The organism is Sulfitobacter sp. M368, assembly GCF_025141875.1.
In the GTDB taxonomy this organism is placed as follows: domain Bacteria; phylum Pseudomonadota; class Alphaproteobacteria; order Rhodobacterales; family Rhodobacteraceae; genus Sulfitobacter; species Sulfitobacter mediterraneus_A.
On record NZ_CP081113.1, the window covers coordinates 668,131 to 685,802 of the forward strand.

Here is a 17,672-nt window from a genome sequence, read left to right on the forward strand (position 1 = left end):
TAATATCATGTTGCGCTCAGGCGTTATTGCAAAAAAGATGGGCATGACCCGTCTGTTCATGGAAGATGGCAAGCAGATCCCTGTGACCGTTCTTCAGCTCGACAACCTTCAGGTTGTTGCACAGCGTACCATCGAGAAGGACGGCTATGTTGCTGTTCAGCTGGGTGCCGGTACAGCCAAAGCCAAGCGGACGTCCAAGGCGATGCGCGGCCACTTTGCAGCAGCAAAGGTTGAACCAAAGCGTAAGGTTGCTGAATTCCGCGTTGACCCGGATGCGATGCTGCCGGTTGGCGAAGAGATCATCGCGGACCACTACTTCGCAGGTCAGTATGTTGACGTTGCGGGCACATCCATCGGTAAAGGTTTTGCCGGTGCGATGAAGCGCCACAACTTTGGCGGTCTGCGTGCGACACACGGTGTTTCGATCTCTCACCGTTCGCACGGTTCCACCGGTCAGTGTCAGGATCCCGGTAAGGTTTTCAAAGGCAAGAAAATGGCCGGTCACATGGGCGCCGCCCGCGTGACAACCCAGAACCTTGAAGTTGTGAAAACCGACACAGCCCGCGGCCTGATCATGGTCAAAGGTGCGGTTCCAGGCTCCAAAGGTGGTTGGGTGACAATCAAGGACGCGGTGAAAAAGCCGTTCCCTGAGAACGCGATTGTACCAGCCGCGCTGGCATCCGCTGCCAAAGAAGCTGCGAAAGCCGCTGAAGAAGCAGCCGCCGCCGCAGAGGCCGAAGCAGAAGCAGCAGCAGCCGAGGCCGCAGCAGCAGAGCAGGCCGCGATGGAAGCCGCAGAAGCACCAGCCGGTGACGATGCAGACAAGAAAGAAGGTGACGCATGAAACTCGATGTCATCAAACTCGACGGCGGCAAAGCCGGTTCGGTAGACCTGGACGAGGCCCTGTTCGGTCTTGAGCCACGCGCCGACATCCTGCACCGTGTTGTGCGCTGGCAGCGTAACAATGCGCAGGCTGGCACGCACAAGGTAAAGACCCGGTCCGAGACCTCCTATTCGACCAAGAAGATCTATCGCCAAAAAGGCACCGGCGGCGCACGCCACGGTGACCGCAACGCGCCGATCTTCCGTAAAGGTGGTATCTACAAGGGTCCAACCCCGCGCAGCCACGGCCACGAGCTGACCAAGAAGTTCCGCAAGCTGGGCCTGCGCCATGCGCTGTCCGCCAAAGCCAAAGCGGGCGAGCTGGTCATCATCGACGAAGCCGCATCCGAAGGCAAAACTGCCGCACTGGCCAAGCAGATCTCCAGCCTCGGTTGGAAGCGTGCATTGGTCATCGACGGTGCATCCGTGAACGAAAACTTCGCTCAGGCTGCCCGCAACATTGAAGGTCTGGATATCCTGCCGACAATGGGTGCAAACGTATATGATATCCTGAAGCGTGACACTCTGGTGATCACCAAAGCGGGTATCGAAGCACTGGAGGCCCGTTTGAAATGAGCGCCAAGCACAACCACTATGACGTGATCCGCAAGCCGATCATCACCGAGAAAGCAACCATGGCATCCGAAGCCAACGCCGTTGTTTTCGAAGTGGCGATGGACAGCAACAAGCCGATGATCAAAGAGGCCGTTGAGGCGCTCTTTGGTGTCAAGGTGAAGGCCGTGAACACGACCATCACCAAAGGCAAGGTCAAACGTTTCCGCGGCCAGATTGGTAAGCGTAAAGACGTGAAAAAGGCCTATGTGACGCTAGAAGAAGGCAACACGATCGACGTGAGCACCGGTCTGTAATTCCCGGTTTTAGACAATCTGAAAGCCCCTCGCGGAAACGCGGGGGGCTTTTTGATTGTGATGGATAGGTTAACCCTTACACACTGTACACAAGTTGTACATCAAGAGCGCAGATACGGGAGCGGATGGTTTTTTGGGGAAACGTAACTATTCTAAAGGATTGAAGTAGCGGAGAATATGTTCATTGCACGCCGATGTGCCAACTGCAGAAGTGGGTTGGTACGCGGCAGACATCTTTTGTGCGCTTGGTGGAGTAGGGGGCGGGACGTAATCTCAAAATACCATCGTACCCTGCAATGGGGCCGAATTTTGTTGCAACCATAACTTTGGATAAGTTAGTCGCAATATGCTCACAATGGCCACTTGCCGAGATCCTCATTTTTTTCTTAGACTTGGGAAAGGTATGGCCCACTCATGGTTTGGGCACTTCCTCATTTTCAGGAGCGGCGAATTGGCTGATATACAGCAAGAACTCGTAGTCAGAGGCGAAACAGTCGAGAGAGTTTATTCTTCATACCGTAATGAAAGGTACATCGTAAACAGACGATATCAGAGAAAATTGATCTGGACTCTTGAAGAGAAGCAGAGCTTTATTGACTCCCTCGCCAAAGGTCTTCCTGTTCCAATAATCCTCTTAGCTGAACCGAAAGATGCAAAAGCTGGGACGTACGAACTAATCGACGGCATGCAACGCCTCAACGCGGTTACGTCGTTTATAAATAACGAATACGCGATTGAGGGTGGGTACTTTGACCTGAACACTTTTGCGGAAGCAAAGGCGCTTCTCGATAGTGGCGAGTTGGAACAAAAGGAGCCAGTTCTAGACCGATCACTGTGTGTGGCAATTGCTGGATACCCTGTACCGCTGTCCATTTATGAGTCAGCTGAGGCTAGTTCTGTGGATGAAGTCTTTCGACGCATCAATTCTGGCGGAAGGCAGCTTTCTAGACAAGAGCTGCGAGTCGCTGGTGCAACGGACGCATTTGCTCAGTGTGTGCGCGTTATTTCTTCTCATGTTCGCGGTGATGCATCTAGTACCGATATTGTTTCCCTAAATGATATGAAAAATATCAGCATCACTAACAGGGAGCTTGAATACGGCATCAATGCAGATGACGTGTTCTGGATCAAGAACAACATAATTACACGTGACCAGCTTAGGCAAAGCAGAGATGAGGAACTAATTGCTGATCTTGTCGCTTATATGGCGTCGGATTCCCCTACTGCTTCTAGAACTGAGCTTTTTGATGACTACTATGGGTCGTTTTTCCCGCGAACTGGTGCCCGGGAGGAGCGCTTCATTGCAATGGACAAAGCGGTGAAGCAGCGAACAACTGACCTGCTGTCTTATGATTTTTCTAGGGTCTTTGACGACATTGTTTTGACCATTGCCCATGCAAATAGTAACTTTACGCAATTACTTTTCGCCGACAATAATGCGAATAACCCTGCACCTAGATACTTCCAAGCCATATTCTTAGCGTTTCATGAGTTAATGGTGAGAAGAAACATGATCGTCTCCGATCGAGCCGGGCTTGTAAAGCAGATGGTTGATTGCGGAAAAAGCATCGCGATCCAAGAGGGTGGGCGTTGGGGCGCAGAGAATCGGTCTAATGCAGTTAATGCTGTAGTTGGCATGATACAGGGCTTTTTTGAAGACAATACGGCGCCTGACCCAGCAAAGGTTCATTGGGTGTCGCAGTTTCAGAATTTGCTTACAAGTTCTCGAACCGAGCAATCTGCTTATGATTTCAAGCAAGGGTTTCTTAAATTAGCTGACAAACCGAGCTTTGATGAGGATGCATTTCGGCGCATTCTTGAGACGTGTGTCGCGATCTCGAACATAGCACCAAAGCATCGTGGTTATGTTGTCGTCGGCGTCGCTGAGAACGAGCAAACAGCAACGCGCGTGTCCGAGTTATTTGGTACATCCAGCGATGCTTTCAATGGCTTCTACGTGACCGGAGTTGAGCATGAGGCAAAACATCTCAATAAGTCGCTTGACGATCTTTTCCATGACATCACTCAAAGGTTATCTGCTAGCCCTATATCTGAACCACTCAAATCGGTACTGAACGGCCGTCTAAAGAGCGTGAGTTACTATGACAAAACGATCTTCGTGTTCGAAGTGGAAGGGCAAAAAGGACCATCCCTGTATGATAATAGGTTCTTTCAGCGCCAAGGAACACAAACACAAGAGGTTGCGACAGAAGACCTACACAGCCTTTTCGCTAGGTTCAGTTAACAACGGCTAGATACTTGCCCTTGACCCCACTCCCAATCCCTCCTAAACGACCCCATCGGCACAGCCCCAGATTCGTCTGGGGCTTTGTTGTTGTTTGCATTGCGGGGCCATGGCCCAACAAGCAGACATCCACCGGGGACCTTCGGGGCCCTATAACCATTGCCGCCTTTCGGGGTGGCACTACAGCTAAACGGAAGACAGACAACATGGCACTCAAGTCGTACAAACCGACGACGCCGGGCCAGCGTGGGCTGGTACTGATCGACCGTTCGGAGCTTTGGAAAGGTCGCCCTGTTAAGGCCCTCACGGAAGGTCTTACAAAACACGGCGGACGGAACAACACCGGACGGATCACAATGCGTCGCAAAGGTGGGGGTGCAAAGCGCCTTTACCGTATCGTTGATTTCAAGCGCAACAAGATGGACATGTCCGCTGTTGTGGCTCGGATCGAATATGACCCGAACCGGACCGCGTTTATCGCCCTGATTCAATATGAAGATGGCGAGCAGGCCTATATCCTCGCACCGCAGCGTTTGGCTGTGGGTGACAAGGTCATCGCCTCCGCCAAAGCCGACATCAAGCCAGGCAATGCAATGCCTTTCTCTGGCATGCCAATCGGTACAATCGTGCACAACATCGAGATGAAGCCCGGTAAGGGTGGTCAGATCGCCCGTGCCGCCGGTACATACGCCCAGTTCGTGGGCCGTGACGGTGGCTACGCTCAGATCCGTCTGAGCTCCGGCGAACTGCGTCTCGTGCGTCAGGAATGCATGGCCACCGTTGGTGCCGTGTCCAACCCTGACAACTCCAACCAGAACTACGGTAAAGCGGGCCGCATGCGTCACAAGGGCATCCGTCCTTCGGTACGTGGTGTCGTGATGAACCCGATCGATCACCCGCACGGTGGTGGTGAAGGCCGTACATCCGGTGGTCGTCACCCAGTGACACCTTGGGGTAAGCCGACAAAGGGTGCAAAGACCCGCAACAAGAACAAAGCGTCCAGCCGTCTTATCGTACGGTCCCGGCACGCCAAGAAGAAGGGGCGTTAATCAATGTCTCGTTCAGTATGGAAAGGTCCTTTTGTTGACTCTTATGTCCTCAAGAAGGCCGAAGCATCTCGCGAAAGCGGTCGTAACGAAGTGATCAAGATCTGGTCGCGCCGTTCGACAATTCTGCCCCAGTTTGTTGGCCTGACATTCGGTGTCTATAACGGTCACAAGCACATCCCTGTAAACGTCAGCGAAGACATGATTGGTCAGAAGTTTGGTGAGTTCTCGCCAACACGGACCTACTACGGTCATGCCGCCGACAAAAAAGCGAAGCGGAAATAAGCCATGAGCAAGGATAAGAATCCCCGCCGCGTGGCAGACAATGAAGCACGTGCAAAACTGCGCATGCTGAAGACGTCGCCGCAGAAACTGAACCTCGTTGCTGGCCTGATCCGCGGCAAGAAGGTGGACAAGGCCCTGACGGACCTGACGTTCTCTAAAAAGCGTGTCGCACAAGACGTGAAAAAATGCCTTCAGTCTGCAATCGCCAACGCCGAGAACAACCACAACCTTGACGTGGACGAGCTGATCGTGGCCGAGGCCTATGTCGGTAAGAACATGACACTCAAGCGTGGTCGTCCACGTGCGCGTGGCCGTTTCGGCAAGATCATGAAGCCGTTCGCAGAAGTCACAATCGTCGTGCGTCAAGTTGAGGAGCAAGCATAATGGGTAACAAAGTAAACCCGATCGGCATGCGCCTGCAGGTGAACCGCACATGGGACAGCCGCTGGTACGCCGACACCAAGGACTATGGTGATCTTCTTCTCGAAGATCTGGCCATCCGTGCCTTCATCAAAGAAGAGTGCAAGCAGGCCGGTATCGCGCGTGTGATCATCGAACGTCCGCACAAGAAGTGCCGCGTTACGATCCACACTGCCCGTCCTGGCGTTATCATTGGTAAGAAAGGTGCAGACATTGAAGGTCTGCGTCAGAAAATCGCCAAGATGACCTCTTCGGAACTGCACCTGAACATCGTTGAGGTCCGCAAGCCCGAACTGGATGCCGCACTGGTTGGTGAAAGCATCGCACAGCAGCTGGAGCGCCGGGTATCTTTCCGCCGCGCCATGAAGCGTGCGGTACAAAACGCCATGCGTATGGGTGCCCTGGGTATCCGTGTGAACGTTGCCGGCCGTCTGGGCGGTGCAGAAATCGCGCGTACCGAATGGTACCGTGAGGGCCGCGTGCCACTGCACACTCTGCGTGCTGACATTGATTACGCACATGTTGAAGCGACAACCGCTTACGGCATCATCGGGATCAAGACCTGGATCTTCAAAGGCGAGATCATGGAACATGACCCGGCAGCACGTGACCGCAAGGCACAAGAAATCCAAGACGGCCCAGCACCTCGCGGTGCCGGCGGTCGTCGCTAAGGAGGGCTGAAAGATGCTTCAACCAAAGCGTACGAAGTTCCGTAAGCAGTTCAAAGGCTCGATCAAGGGTCTGGCAAAGGGCGGGTCTGACCTGAACTTTGGCACCTACGGCCTGAAGGCTCTGCAGCCTGAGCGTGTGACTGCACGCCAGATCGAAGCTGCACGTCGTGCCATGACGCGTCACATGAAACGTCAAGGCCGTGTCTGGATCCGCATCTTCCCGGATGTGCCCGTAACCTCTAAGCCCGTCGAAGTGCGTATGGGTAAAGGTAAAGGTTCCGTGGATTTCTGGGCGGCCAAGGTCAAGCCGGGCCGGATCATGTTTGAGATCGATGGTGTGAATGATGACATCGCGCGTGAAGCGCTGCGTCTGGCGGCAATGAAGCTGCCAATCAAAACACGCGTCGTGGTCCGCGAAGACTGGTAAACAGGTCGCACCGGCATCGCCGGTGCGGGCCAGCCGGAGGCAGGGTATTTCGCAGAAATGCCCGTTCCGGCCCCGGTTTTTGAGGTCCGGTGCACATTTGATGCGCACCCACAGTTTTAGAATAAGCCCCCGCCGAGTTTTCGGCGGGGGCTTTTTGTTTTTGAGGGTGATCAGTGCGCGCCATTACTGCAAGCCGGCGGGCCAGCCCCCACAGCATCCCTCTGGCCAACTGCGCCTGAGCCGAGTAGCGTAAGCCACATACTCACAGCTGCCAGGCGGACCACATATGAAACATGTTCCAAAGCCCACCACTGATGCGGACCTGATCAAGGAATTTCTTGATAAGGGCGGGTCTGTCAAAAAGGGCAAGACCAAGCCGATGCCTGCTGACCTGGGGCTGAGCAACAATCAGTGGGGTAACAAGCTGACCAAAGAGGAAAAGGCCGCTGTGAAGGCGCAGGAAGAAGAGGCCAAGAAGGCCGCGAAGAAGTAGTTTCGGTTCGGCTCAGGTCGCCGGATACGGCCCCGCCACTGGCATTAACCCCAGCTGTAGTTGAAGCTGACCGAGATCCGGTCGTCTTCGGCCATGTTCATTGGCACCTCATGGCGCAGCCAGCTTTCCCAGAGAAGCACATCGCCAACCGCCGGTTTGGCATAGAAGAACGCCCGCAAATCATCCGGCGCGTCCTTGGTTCGGCCCGGTGCGGCCATCATCATCGGCAGGCGTGGATCTTCGTATTTGATCGAAGCAGAGCCGTCCGGCAGGGCCACATAGGTGGTGCCGGAGATTACTGAATGCGGATGGATGTGGGAGGTGTGGATGCCGCCCTCAGGCAGGATGTTGATCCAGATGTCTTCGAGCTTCAGCTCTTTGCCGTCCAGATCAAAGGCCAGCTCCTTGGCAAAGGCCACAACATGTGCGTCCAGCACCTTGATCAGCGCCTCGAACACCGGAAACCGCCAGCCCAGATCCGTGAGCGATGCATAGGAGGTGTAGCCGGGATACCCGTTGTCCTCGCACCATTGCTGGCCCGCCTCATCGTCCTCTGCAATGGACCAGCAGGATGCTTCAAGCTCCGCTTGATCGACGGGTGTGCCGTGCTCGGTCAGCGCGGCGTGATAAAGGCGGGTCACAAACAGTGATTTGATATCTGACATGGGCCGTTCTTAACGCAGCTGAGATCCGGAGGCGAGAGGGGAAGGCGCTACCATGCATTCTGAACGGCGCGGGACAAGAAGAACCCGTGACCGTCCTGATTACGGCAATCCAGCCCCTTGGTCGAGGACTGGCAGGTGATGCCGCCAAACTGGCCTGTCACCCCGTATTCTGCGACGCTTTGCCCGCCGTAGCCACGCTCTCCCGCCCCGAGACAGCTCATGCTGACATAGCCGCGGTCCAACATCTCGACCTTGATCCCGCGGCTTACAGGGCAACCGGCCATCTGCGGTACCGACGACGGGCCGCTGCGTTTGAAGATGCTGCAAATGATGTCTGATCCGTCAAACCCTTCGCCCACCGAACATTCGATGTTCCCCGAAGGAGTGTTGAAGGTCCAGACATCGGCAAGGGCCGGGGCGGCTGAAAGGGTCAGCAGGACAAGGGACAAACGAAACATGATCTCTCCAATTCATCGTGATAATAGGCCAAGTATAAATGAAAAATCCCGGATTCGGCTACCAGCGGGCGGATCATTGGAATACCGGCCCCCTAGGGGCTTGCATTATGATCGGGCAGGGCGTATTGGCACCCTTCATCATGAACTCCACCAGAATCATGGTCACCCTCTTGGGGCCTACTGGTGATGTTGAAAGGACAAGGCCGTGAAAGCCAACGAACTGCATGACAAGACGCCGGATCAACTCCGTGACGAACTTGTGAACCTCAAGAAAGAAGCCTTTAACCTGCGTTTCCAGCAGGCGACTGGCCAACTCGAGAACCCTGCGCGTCTGCGCAGTGTTAAGCGCGACGTGGCACGTGTCCACACTGTGTTGAACCAAAAAGCCGCTGCCGCGGCATCCGCTGAATAAGGAGCCTGAATAATGCCAAAGCGTATCCTGACAGGCACCGTAACATCGGACGCCAATGCACAGACAGTCACCGTATCCGTAGAGCGTCGCTTTACGCACCCGGTTCTGAAAAAAACCATCCGTAAGTCCAAGAAGTACCGGGCTCACGACGAGAACAACGCATACAAAGTGGGCGACAGCGTTCGCATCATCGAATGTGCACCCAAGTCCAAGACCAAACGTTGGGAAGTTCTGACCGCCGAGGCGTAACCAGATCTAACCAACTTAATCGAAACCCTAGGGATAAGGCACGCATCGCCCCCTACAGGTCGGGAGAAACCAAATGATCCAGATGCAGACCAACCTGGATGTTGCTGACAACAGCGGCGCGCGCCGTGTTCAGTGCATCAAGGTCCTGGGTGGTTCCAAGCGTAAGTACGCATCCGTAGGCGACATCATTGTTGTCTCGGTTAAGGAAGCCATCCCACGCGGTCGTGTGAAAAAAGGCGACGTCCGCAAGGCCGTCGTTGTTCGCACAGCCAAAGAAGTTCGTCGCGACGATGGCACCGCCATCCGCTTTGACCGCAATGCAGCGGTCATCCTGAACAACAACAATGAGCCCGTAGGTACACGTATCTTTGGACCAGTTGTTCGTGAGCTCCGCGGCAAAAACTTCATGAAGATTATCTCGCTCGCGCCGGAGGTGCTGTAATGGCTGCTAAACTTCGCAAAGGTGACAAGGTCATCGTGCTTGCCGGTAAGGACAAGGGCAAAACAGGGACAATTTCCTCTGTAGACCCAAAATCCGGTAAGGCCATCGTAGACGGCGTTAAAATCGCCATCCGCGCCACACGCCAATCCCAGGAAAGCCAGGGCGGCCGCATCCCAAAAGCGATGCCGATCGACCTGTCGAACCTCGCCATCGTGGATGCCAACGGCAAAGCGACACGCGTAGGCTTCAAAATGGAAGGCGACAAGAAAGTGCGCTTTGCAAAAACCACGGGGGACGTGATTGATGCTTGATACTGCAAACTACACACCCCGCCTTCTGAACGTCTACCGCGACGAGATCCGCGCCAAGATGAAAGAAGAATTCGGTTACAAGAACGACATGATGATCCCACGTCTTGATAAGATCGTGCTGAACATCGGTTGTGGTGCTGCTGCTGTTCGTGACAGCAAGAAAGCCAAATCCGCTCAGGAAGACCTGACTGCGATTGCCGGCCAGAAAGCGATGACCACAATTGCCAAGAAATCCATCGCGGGTTTCCGTGTGCGTGAAGAAATGCCACTGGGCGCGAAAGTGACCCTGCGCGGCGAACGTATGTACGAATTCCTTGACCGTCTGATTACGATTGCAATGCCTCGTATCCGCGACTTCCGCGGCATCTCTGGCAAGTCTTTCGATGGCCGTGGCAACTATGCCATGGGTCTCAAAGAGCACCTCGTATTCCCTGAAATCGACTTTGATAAAGTTGATGAAAACTGGGGTATGGACATCGTCATCGCCACCACGGCGAAAACCGACGCAGAAGCGAAAGCATTGTTGACAGCGTTCAACATGCCTTTCAGCCAATAAGCGCGGGAAGGATTAGATATGGCTAAGAAATCCATGATCGCACGCGAGAAAAAGCGTGAAGCACTGGTCAAGAAATACGCAGCAAAGCGTGCCGCTCTCAAAGAGATCGTGAGCGACGAAAGCAAGCCAATGGAAGAGCGTTTCCGCGCCTCCCTGAAGCTGGCGAAACTGCCTCGCAACTCCAGCGCTGTGCGTTTGCACAACCGCTGCCAGCTGACAGGTCGTCCACACGCTTATTATCGTAAACTGAAAATCTCGCGTATCGCGCTGCGTGATCTTGGCTCAGCAGGCCAGATCCCCGGCATGGTCAAGTCGAGCTGGTAAGGAGCGCATCAGATGAACGATCCTATCGCAGATATGCTGACACGCATCCGTAACTCTTCTATGCGCGGCAAATCCACTGTCTCGACACCAGCGTCCAAGCTGCGTGCCTGGGTTCTGGATGTGCTTGCAGACGAAGGTTACATCCGTGGCTACGAAAAAACCACGGGCGCAGATGGCCACCCAGCCATCGAAATCAGCCTCAAGTACTACGAGGGCGAACCTGTTATTCGTGAGCTGAAGCGGGTTTCCAAGCCTGGCCGCCGCGTCTACATGGGCGTCAATGACATTCCAGTTGTCCGTCAGGGCCTGGGTGTGTCGATTGTCTCCACCCCAAAGGGTGTGATGTCGGATCAAAGTGCACGCAGCCAGAACGTTGGCGGCGAAGTGCTCTGCACCGTATTCTAAGGAGTAGATCATGTCTCGTATTGGTAAAAAACCGGTTGAACTGCCCAGCGGCGTAAGCGCCTCTGTCAGCGGTCAGACCATCGAAGTGAAGGGCCCTAAGGGTACTCGGAGCTTTAAGGCCACAGATGATGTGACAATGTCTGTTGAAGACAACGTTGTGTCCATCACGCCACGCGGCAAATCCAAGCGCGCGCGCCAGCAGTGGGGCATGTCCCGCACCATGGTCGCCAACTTGGTCACCGGCGTGACCGAAGGCTTTAAAAAAGAGCTTGAGATCCAGGGTGTTGGTTATCGTGCTGCGATCACCGGCAACACACTGAAACTGAACCTCGGCCTGAGCCACGACGTGGATTATGTTGCACCTGAAGGTGTGACTGTCACCGCGCCCAAGCAGACCGAAATCGTTGTGGAAGGCATTGACGAACAGCTTGTTGGTCAGGTCGCCGCGAACATCCGCGCATGGCGTAAGCCCGAGCCCTATAAGGGCAAGGGCATCCGCTATAAGGGCGAGTTCGTCTTCCGCAAAGAAGGCAAGAAGAAGTAAGGATAGCTCAGATGGCAAACAGCAAAAGAACTCTGTTTCTGAAACGCCGCCTGCGCGTTCGGAACAAACTTCGCCGGGTCAACGCAGGGCGCATGCGTCTTTCCGTTCACCGTTCGAACAAAAACATCTCGGTCCAGTTGATCGACGACGTGAACGGCAAAACACTGGCCGCCGCATCGACGCTCGAAAAAGATCTGGGTGTCGTTGGCAAGAACAACATCGAAGCGGCAACCAAGGTTGGCGCAGCGATCGCGGAACGTGCCAAGAAGGCCGGCGTGGAAGAAGCATACTTTGACCGGGGCGGTTTCCTGTTCCACGGCAAAGTCAAAGCTCTTGCAGACGCGGCCCGTGAAGGCGGTCTGAAGATCTAAGTCGCCAAGGGGGCTTGCCCCCGGCGCATCACAGAAAACGAAGAGGGCGTATGATGCGCCCTCTCGATGATCCGGGGGCCGCAAAGGTCCACCAGGGTTGATCCAAATGGCGCAAGCCACCCAATCAGAGGATGTTCTCATGGCAGAACGTGAAAACCGTCGCGGCCCACGCCGCGATCGTGACGAAGCACCGGAATTTGCCGACCGCCTGGTCGCCATCAACCGCGTGTCCAAAACCGTAAAAGGTGGTAAGCGCTTTGGCTTCGCTGCTTTGGTCGTTGTCGGTGACCAAAAAGGTCGCGTCGGCTTTGGCAAAGGTAAAGCGAAAGAGGTGCCTGAGGCGATCCGCAAGGCAACCGAGCAAGCCAAACGCCAGATGATCCGCGTTCAGCTGCGCGAAGGCCGCACGTTGCACCACGACATGGAAGGCCGTCACGGCGCCGGTAAGGTGGTTATGCGCACAGCACCAGAAGGTACCGGTATCATCGCCGGTGGTCCAATGCGTGCCGTGTTCGAGATGCTGGGTGTGAAGGACGTTGTGTCCAAATCCATCGGCTCGCAGAACCCGTACAACATGATCCGCGCCACCATGGACGGCCTGAAGAAAGAATCTTCACCGCGTTCCGTGGCACAGCGCCGCGGCAAGAAAGTTGCCGACATTCTGCCCAAGACCGACGCACCTGCGCCGGCAGCTGAGGAGGCCTAAATCATGGCGAAGACTATCGTTGTAAAACAGATCGGTTCTCCGATCCGTCGCCCCGCAAAGCAGCGCCAGACGCTGATCGGCCTGGGCCTGAACAAAATGCACAAAACCCGCGAGCTGGAAGACACCCCAGCCGTGCGCGGCATGATCAACAAGATCCCGCACATGGTCGAGATCGTAGAAGAAAAAGGCTAAGCCGCCTCTTTTTCAAACGCGACACGCAAGATCAATCGCCCCGCAGCTTCTGCGGGGCGATTTGCGTCTGACCACCCGATGGAAGAGCGATCCGGCGAGCACGGCCGAAAGGGTAAACAGTTTGTTTACGCGCCGGGGCGGCCAGCTGCCTTATTCTTGCCCAATTTCGGCATCAAACCCGAACAGGCCTTGACCACCGGCTTTTTGCGGGCGCTGAAAAGAGCCCTGACTGGGGACTGATACCATTACCTTGACCTGCACTTTCTCCGACCACCTTAGCCATGATGCGCGGGACACAGGCGTGCCCGCGCGGCTCTATGCGATGGACACCGCCAAGGGCATCGGCATCGCCTTTGTGGTTTTTGGTCATGCCTGGCGCGGGGCTTATGATGCAGGGCTGCTAACCGATTCCGATCTGTTTCGGTGGGTCGATGCGGTGATCTATGCCTGGCATATGCCGCTGTTCTTTTTTCTGTCGGGGATATTCTTTCTTGAGCTCCTTAAACGCCGGGCACCTTTTGCCTTTTTCAAGGATCGCGGGTTGCGCCTTCTGTGGCCGATGGCGATCTGGACCTGGATCTTTTTCGGGGCCAAGCTTTTGGCAGGCTCAGCGGCCAATCATCCGGTGGGGCTGGCCGATTTCCCTTTGATCCCGCTGCCACCCTATGAACATCTTTGGTTCCTTTGGACAGTTTTCCTCGTTCAGGGGGCCGTTCTGGCCCTGTACCTTGCGCTCCGTGGGCGTTTGGACCAAAAGCGGCTGCGGCTGCTGGCCGGGATCGGTGCGATGGGACTGGCGCTGCTCATGCCGTTGATTTACCTGCCTTCCACGGTTTTTGGCCCTGCCGTTGCCCATTTCCCCTTTTTCCTTGCCGGTATTGCGATGGGGGGCCACGGCAATGCCCGGCCCTCTGGCCTGATGGCGGCGGCCGCGGCCGTGATCTTTGCAGTGCTGCTTGCGCAAGTCGCGCTGAGCGGTGGCGCGTCGATCAGCTCGCTGGCGCTCACGGTCTTGCTTTATTCCGTATGTCTCTGGCTGGACCCCAACCGGCGCGTGCCTGGTCCCACGTTGCGCCTGTTGCGCACCCTGGGGAGGTATTCCATGGCGATTTTTCTGGCCCATACGATCTTTTCCGCAGCGGTTCGGATCGGGCTGATCCAGGTTGGTCATACCGCGCTGGTCCCGCAGCTGCTGCTGGCAAGTCTGGCGGGGCTCCTTGGGCCGATCTTGCTGGTGCTTCTGGCGCGCCGCCTGCGCCTGCAGCGCCTGCTGGGGCTTTGAGCCGCGTCCGCGCCAATAGTTCCGCTTGATCCCGGCGCCATCGCCCTCTATACGCCCCCCGGTGGCCCGCATTCTGTGCGCCAGAAACGAATCGTAACGCCGTGTTTGACCGCTCCCGTCGCTGGGGGTCAGTTCCGGCAAAAGGAGAAGCGACATGAAACTGAACGAACTGTCCGACAACGAAGGCGCAACCAAAAAACGCAAGCGCGTTGGTCGTGGTCCTGGCTCCGGCACCGGTAAAATGGGTGGCCGTGGTATCAAAGGTCAGAAATCCCGCTCGGGTGTGGCGATCAATGGGTACGAAGGCGGCCAGATGCCCCTCTACCAACGCCTGCCAAAGCGTGGCTTTAACAAGCCGAACCGGAAATCTTTTGCCGTTGTGAACCTGGGCCTGATCCAGAAATTCATCGACGCCAAGAAGCTGGACGCGAAAAAGCCGATTGATGGCGCAGCACTGGTGGCTTCCGGCCTCGTGCGCCGCGAACTGGACGGCATCCGCGTTCTGGCGAAAGGTGAAATCACCTCCAAGGTCGATCTGCAGGTTACCGGCGCCTCCAAAGGTGCGGTTGAAGCAGTTGAAAAAGCAGGCGGTTCCATCACAGTTGCAGCCAAAGCGGCAGCAGCGGCTGAGTAACGCAGCCTAAAGACTTGTGAGCGGGGCCTGTCCCGCTTACATAGTTTTCTAGTTTTCCTGAACGCCGCCCGCCGGAAAACGGCCCGGGCGGCGTTTTCATAACAATAAAAGAGACCCAACATGGTATCTGCCGTCGAAAATATGGCCGCCAACACCAGCTGGTCCGCATTGGGCAAGGCCACTGATCTGCGCAACCGGATCCTGTTTACCCTTGGTTTGCTGATCGTTTACCGCCTTGGCACGTTTATCCCGGTTCCCGGCATTGATGGTCAGGCCCTGCGCGACTTTATGGAAAGCGCGGGCCAAGGTATCGGCGGCATGGTTTCGATGTTCACCGGCGGCGCACTTGGCCGTATGGGGATCTTTGCTTTGGGCATCATGCCCTATATCTCGGCCTCGATCATCGTCCAGTTGATGACCTCCATGGTGCCCGCGCTTGAGCAACTCAAGAAAGAGGGCGAACAGGGCCGCAAGAAAATCAACCAATACACCCGTTACGGCACTGTGGCGCTGGCGACAGTGCAGTCTTACGGCCTCGCAGTCTCGCTGGAGGCAGGCGATATCGCTGCTGATCCGGGCATGTATTTCCGCATTGCCTGTATGATCACGCTGGTCGGCGGCACCATGTTCCTGATGTGGTTGGGTGAGCAGATCACCGCACGCGGCATTGGCAACGGGATCTCCCTGATCATCTTTGTGGGCATTATCGCCGAGGTTCCTGCAGCGATTGCACAGTTCTTTGCCTCCGGTCGTTCCGGCGCGATCAGCCCTGCCGTGATTGTCGGGGTGTTGGTGATGGTGATCGCAACCATTATGTTTGTGGTCTTTATGGAGCGTGCCCTGCGCAAGATCCATATCCAGTATCCCCGCCGGCAGGTTGGCATGAAAATGTATGACGGCGGCTCCTCGCATTTGCCGGTCAAGGTAAACCCGGCGGGCGTGATCCCGGCGATCTTTGCCTCGTCCCTCCTGCTGCTGCCCGTGACGATCAGCACGTTTTCTGGCAATAGCACTGGTCCGATCATGTCGGTTCTGCTGGCCAATTTTGGCCCCGGACAACCACTGTATCTGCTGTTCTTCATCGCGATGATCGTGTTCTTTGCGTATTTCTACACCTTCAACGTCAGCTTCAAACCTGATGATGTTGCGGACAACCTCAAGAACCAGAACGGCTTTGTGCCCGGTATCCGCCCAGGCAAGAAGACGGCGGAATATCTTGAGTATGTCGTCAACCGCGTGTTGGTGCTGGGTGCGGGCTATCTCGCGGCGGTCTGTGTGATGCCAGAAATCCTGCGCGGCCAATTCGCGATCCCGTTCTATTTCGGCGGCACCTCGGTCTTGATCGTTGTGTCCGTCACCATGGATACCATTCAACAGGTCCAAAGCCATTTGCTGGCCCATCAATATGAAGGCCTGCTGGAGAAGTCGCAGTTGCGCGGCAAATCCGGTGGCAAAGGTAAAGGTCCACGCAAGAAACGGAGCCCAATTCGCCGATGAACATTATTCTTCTAGGGCCTCCAGGCGCAGGCAAAGGCACCCAGGCGCGTCGCTTGGTCGAGGGCCGCAACATGGTGCAACTTTCGACTGGTGATATGCTGCGTGAAGCAAAAGACAGCGGCACTGAAATGGGCAACATGGTTGCGGGCGTGATGGCCCGCGGCGAGCTGGTAACGGATGAGATCGTGATCGGCCTGATCCGCGAAAAGCTGACAGGCGACAACAAGGGCGGCTTCATCTTTGACGGCTTCCCCCGCACGCTCGAACAGGCCGATGCATTGGCCAAGCTGATGGCGGATGAAGGTCAGACACTTGATGCCGTGATCGAGATGCGTGTCGATGACGAAGCTTTGGTGGACCGAATTACAGCCCGCTCGACCTGCGGCGGATGCGGTGAGGTCTACAACGACAACACCAAGCCGATCCCGGCGGACGGAAAATGCACCAACTGCGGTGCCAGCGATTTCAAACGCCGCGCCGATGACAATGAAGAAAGCCTCAAGACCCGGCTGATGGCCTATTACAAACAGACCTCGCCGCTGATCGGATATTACTACGCCAAGGACAATCTGAACGTCGTGAATGGTCTTGGTGCCATTGATGAGGTCCAAGGCGAAATCGCGGCTGTTCTGGACGCCTGATCATCCGCCTTTCTGGCCCTAAATAATCCGGGGGTTTGGGGGCTGGCCCCCATTGCCGCCATTGCAGCGATCACCGTCTTGACCTGTCTGCAAAAACCCCATAGTCAGCGCTATCTCGAAAGAGAATCAAATTGCGGGGCGGGTAGCGCCCAAACCGCAAGATCACCTGATCAGCTGTAGCCCGATGGCACCACGCCTCGGGCTTCACGTTGTGAAAAAAGGGTCTGGCATGACGGACCCGCAACGAAAAGGAAGAGAACACGTGGCACGTATTGCCGGCGTAAACATCCCGACTGCAAAGCGGGTTCCAATCGCCCTCACATATATCACAGGTATCGGTAACACCTCCGCAAAAGCGATTTGCGAAGCTGTCGGTATCGACGAAACCCGTCGCATCAACGAATTGTCTGACGCCGAAGTGCTGAAGATCCGTGAGCACATCGACGAAAACTACACCGTCGAAGGTGACCTGCGTCGTGATACGCAGATGAACATCAAGCGTCTGATGGACCTTGGTTGCTACCGTGGCCTGCGCCACCGTCGTAACCTGCCGGTTCGCGGTCAGCGTACTCACACCAATGCTCGCACCCGCAAAGGCCCCGCAAAGGCCATTGCCGGTAAGAAGAAATAAGGGAGGATCTGACA

28 protein-coding genes are annotated in these 17,672 nt (G+C 55.7%); 26 read left to right on the top strand and 2 right to left on the bottom strand.

Annotated elements, in window-relative coordinates; genetic code table 11:
- Positions 1-7: 7 nt before the first annotated feature.
- The 10 genes from rplC to K3754_RS03430 all read left to right on the top strand — a co-directional run bounded on the left by rplC (position 8) and on the right by K3754_RS03430 (position 7,338).
- The gene (rplC, locus tag K3754_RS03385; protein WP_203209042.1) at positions 8-844 is read left to right on the top strand and encodes a 50S ribosomal protein L3; all 837 of its coding nucleotides are present in this window, start codon (positions 8-10) and stop codon (positions 842-844) included.
- Complete coding sequence (gene rplD, locus K3754_RS03390; RefSeq protein ID WP_203209041.1) at positions 841-1,458, top strand: 50S ribosomal protein L4; 618 nt, start codon at positions 841-843, stop codon at positions 1,456-1,458. The genes rplC and rplD overlap by 4 nt, the downstream gene beginning before the upstream one ends.
- A complete protein-coding gene (locus tag K3754_RS03395) occupies positions 1,455-1,751 on the top strand; it encodes a 50S ribosomal protein L23 (RefSeq protein ID WP_203209040.1) in 297 nt (98 codons plus the stop codon). Before rplD ends, K3754_RS03395 begins: the two co-directional genes overlap by 4 nt.
- Positions 1,752-2,202: 451 nt before the next feature.
- Entirely contained in the window at positions 2,203-3,996 is a 1,794-nt protein-coding gene (locus K3754_RS03400) for a DUF262 domain-containing protein (RefSeq protein WP_259941018.1), read from the top strand.
- Between the two features lie 206 nt (positions 3,997-4,202).
- Positions 4,203-5,045 (top strand): 50S ribosomal protein L2, encoded by an 843-nt coding sequence (rplB, locus tag K3754_RS03405; protein WP_203209038.1) that lies wholly within the window; start codon positions 4,203-4,205, stop codon positions 5,043-5,045.
- Positions 5,046-5,048: 3 nt separating this feature from the next.
- Positions 5,049-5,327: a 30S ribosomal protein S19 gene (gene rpsS, locus K3754_RS03410; RefSeq protein WP_025048097.1), complete on the top strand. Its 279-nt coding sequence runs from the start codon at positions 5,049-5,051 to the stop codon at positions 5,325-5,327.
- Between the two features lie 3 nt (positions 5,328-5,330).
- Entirely contained in the window at positions 5,331-5,711 is a 381-nt protein-coding gene (gene rplV / locus K3754_RS03415; RefSeq protein WP_025048096.1) for a 50S ribosomal protein L22, read from the top strand.
- A complete protein-coding gene (gene rpsC, locus K3754_RS03420) occupies positions 5,711-6,418 on the top strand; it encodes a 30S ribosomal protein S3 (RefSeq protein WP_203209037.1) in 708 nt (235 codons plus the stop codon). Before rplV ends, rpsC begins: the two co-directional genes overlap by 1 nt.
- Positions 6,419-6,431: 13 nt before the next feature.
- Entirely contained in the window at positions 6,432-6,845 is a 414-nt protein-coding gene (gene rplP / locus K3754_RS03425; RefSeq protein WP_025048094.1) for a 50S ribosomal protein L16, read from the top strand.
- A gap of 286 nt (positions 6,846-7,131) precedes the next feature.
- On the top strand, positions 7,132-7,338 hold the full coding sequence (locus tag K3754_RS03430) for a hypothetical protein (protein WP_025048092.1): 207 nt from the start codon (positions 7,132-7,134) through the stop codon (positions 7,336-7,338).
- Positions 7,339-7,382: 44 nt separating this feature from the next.
- Here K3754_RS03430 and K3754_RS03435 read toward each other — a convergent pair whose 3' ends face one another.
- Both K3754_RS03435 and K3754_RS03440 read right to left on the bottom strand, forming a co-directional pair.
- On the bottom strand, positions 7,383-8,003 hold the full coding sequence (locus K3754_RS03435; RefSeq protein WP_259941027.1) for a TIGR02466 family protein: 621 nt from the start codon (positions 8,001-8,003) through the stop codon (positions 7,383-7,385).
- Positions 8,004-8,050: 47 nt separating this feature from the next.
- Positions 8,051-8,461 (bottom strand): DUF6636 domain-containing protein, encoded by a 411-nt coding sequence (locus K3754_RS03440; RefSeq protein ID WP_259941030.1) that lies wholly within the window; start codon positions 8,459-8,461, stop codon positions 8,051-8,053.
- 205 nt (positions 8,462-8,666) lie between these two features.
- Between K3754_RS03440 and rpmC the strand changes: the two genes are divergently transcribed.
- The 16 genes from rpmC to rpsM all read left to right on the top strand — a co-directional run bounded on the left by rpmC (position 8,667) and on the right by rpsM (position 17,658).
- Complete coding sequence (rpmC, locus tag K3754_RS03445) at positions 8,667-8,873, top strand: 50S ribosomal protein L29 (protein ID WP_025048088.1); 207 nt, start codon at positions 8,667-8,669, stop codon at positions 8,871-8,873.
- A 12-nt stretch (positions 8,874-8,885) separates the two neighbouring features.
- Positions 8,886-9,122 (top strand): 30S ribosomal protein S17, encoded by a 237-nt coding sequence (gene rpsQ / locus K3754_RS03450; protein ID WP_025048087.1) that lies wholly within the window; start codon positions 8,886-8,888, stop codon positions 9,120-9,122.
- Between the two features lie 73 nt (positions 9,123-9,195).
- On the top strand, positions 9,196-9,564 hold the full coding sequence (rplN, locus tag K3754_RS03455; RefSeq protein WP_025045929.1) for a 50S ribosomal protein L14: 369 nt from the start codon (positions 9,196-9,198) through the stop codon (positions 9,562-9,564).
- Complete coding sequence (rplX, locus tag K3754_RS03460) at positions 9,564-9,875, top strand: 50S ribosomal protein L24 (RefSeq protein ID WP_025048086.1); 312 nt, start codon at positions 9,564-9,566, stop codon at positions 9,873-9,875. The genes rplN and rplX overlap by 1 nt, the downstream gene beginning before the upstream one ends.
- Positions 9,868-10,431, top strand: a complete 564-nt coding sequence (rplE, locus tag K3754_RS03465) for a 50S ribosomal protein L5 (protein ID WP_203209033.1) — start codon at positions 9,868-9,870, stop codon at positions 10,429-10,431. Before rplX ends, rplE begins: the two co-directional genes overlap by 8 nt.
- Before the next feature lie 18 nt (positions 10,432-10,449).
- Positions 10,450-10,755 carry a 30S ribosomal protein S14 gene (gene rpsN / locus K3754_RS03470; protein WP_025048084.1) on the top strand — a complete coding sequence of 102 codons (306 nt, stop codon included), beginning with the start codon at positions 10,450-10,452 and terminating at the stop codon, positions 10,753-10,755.
- 12 nt (positions 10,756-10,767) lie between these two features.
- Positions 10,768-11,160: a 30S ribosomal protein S8 gene (gene rpsH, locus K3754_RS03475; RefSeq protein WP_025048083.1), complete on the top strand. Its 393-nt coding sequence runs from the start codon at positions 10,768-10,770 to the stop codon at positions 11,158-11,160.
- A 10-nt stretch (positions 11,161-11,170) separates the two neighbouring features.
- A complete protein-coding gene (gene rplF / locus K3754_RS03480; RefSeq protein WP_203209032.1) occupies positions 11,171-11,704 on the top strand; it encodes a 50S ribosomal protein L6 in 534 nt (177 codons plus the stop codon).
- Between the two features lie 11 nt (positions 11,705-11,715).
- A complete protein-coding gene (gene rplR, locus K3754_RS03485; RefSeq protein WP_203209031.1) occupies positions 11,716-12,075 on the top strand; it encodes a 50S ribosomal protein L18 in 360 nt (119 codons plus the stop codon).
- 139 nt (positions 12,076-12,214) lie between these two features.
- A complete protein-coding gene (gene rpsE / locus K3754_RS03490; protein WP_025048080.1) occupies positions 12,215-12,781 on the top strand; it encodes a 30S ribosomal protein S5 in 567 nt (188 codons plus the stop codon).
- 3 nt (positions 12,782-12,784) lie between these two features.
- Positions 12,785-12,973, top strand: a complete 189-nt coding sequence (rpmD, locus tag K3754_RS03495) for a 50S ribosomal protein L30 (RefSeq protein ID WP_203209030.1) — start codon at positions 12,785-12,787, stop codon at positions 12,971-12,973.
- Positions 12,974-13,223: 250 nt separating this feature from the next.
- Positions 13,224-14,255 carry an acyltransferase family protein gene (locus tag K3754_RS03500; RefSeq protein ID WP_259941049.1) on the top strand — a complete coding sequence of 344 codons (1,032 nt, stop codon included), beginning with the start codon at positions 13,224-13,226 and terminating at the stop codon, positions 14,253-14,255.
- Positions 14,256-14,409: 154 nt separating this feature from the next.
- A complete protein-coding gene (rplO, locus tag K3754_RS03505) occupies positions 14,410-14,889 on the top strand; it encodes a 50S ribosomal protein L15 (protein WP_025048077.1) in 480 nt (159 codons plus the stop codon).
- A 120-nt stretch (positions 14,890-15,009) separates the two neighbouring features.
- Positions 15,010-16,386: a preprotein translocase subunit SecY gene (gene secY / locus K3754_RS03510; RefSeq protein WP_203209027.1), complete on the top strand. Its 1,377-nt coding sequence runs from the start codon at positions 15,010-15,012 to the stop codon at positions 16,384-16,386.
- Positions 16,383-17,027, top strand: a complete 645-nt coding sequence (locus tag K3754_RS03515; protein ID WP_203209026.1) for an adenylate kinase — start codon at positions 16,383-16,385, stop codon at positions 17,025-17,027. Before secY ends, K3754_RS03515 begins: the two co-directional genes overlap by 4 nt.
- A gap of 262 nt (positions 17,028-17,289) precedes the next feature.
- A complete protein-coding gene (rpsM, locus tag K3754_RS03520) occupies positions 17,290-17,658 on the top strand; it encodes a 30S ribosomal protein S13 (RefSeq protein ID WP_025048074.1) in 369 nt (122 codons plus the stop codon).
- Positions 17,659-17,672 lie beyond the last annotated feature (14 nt).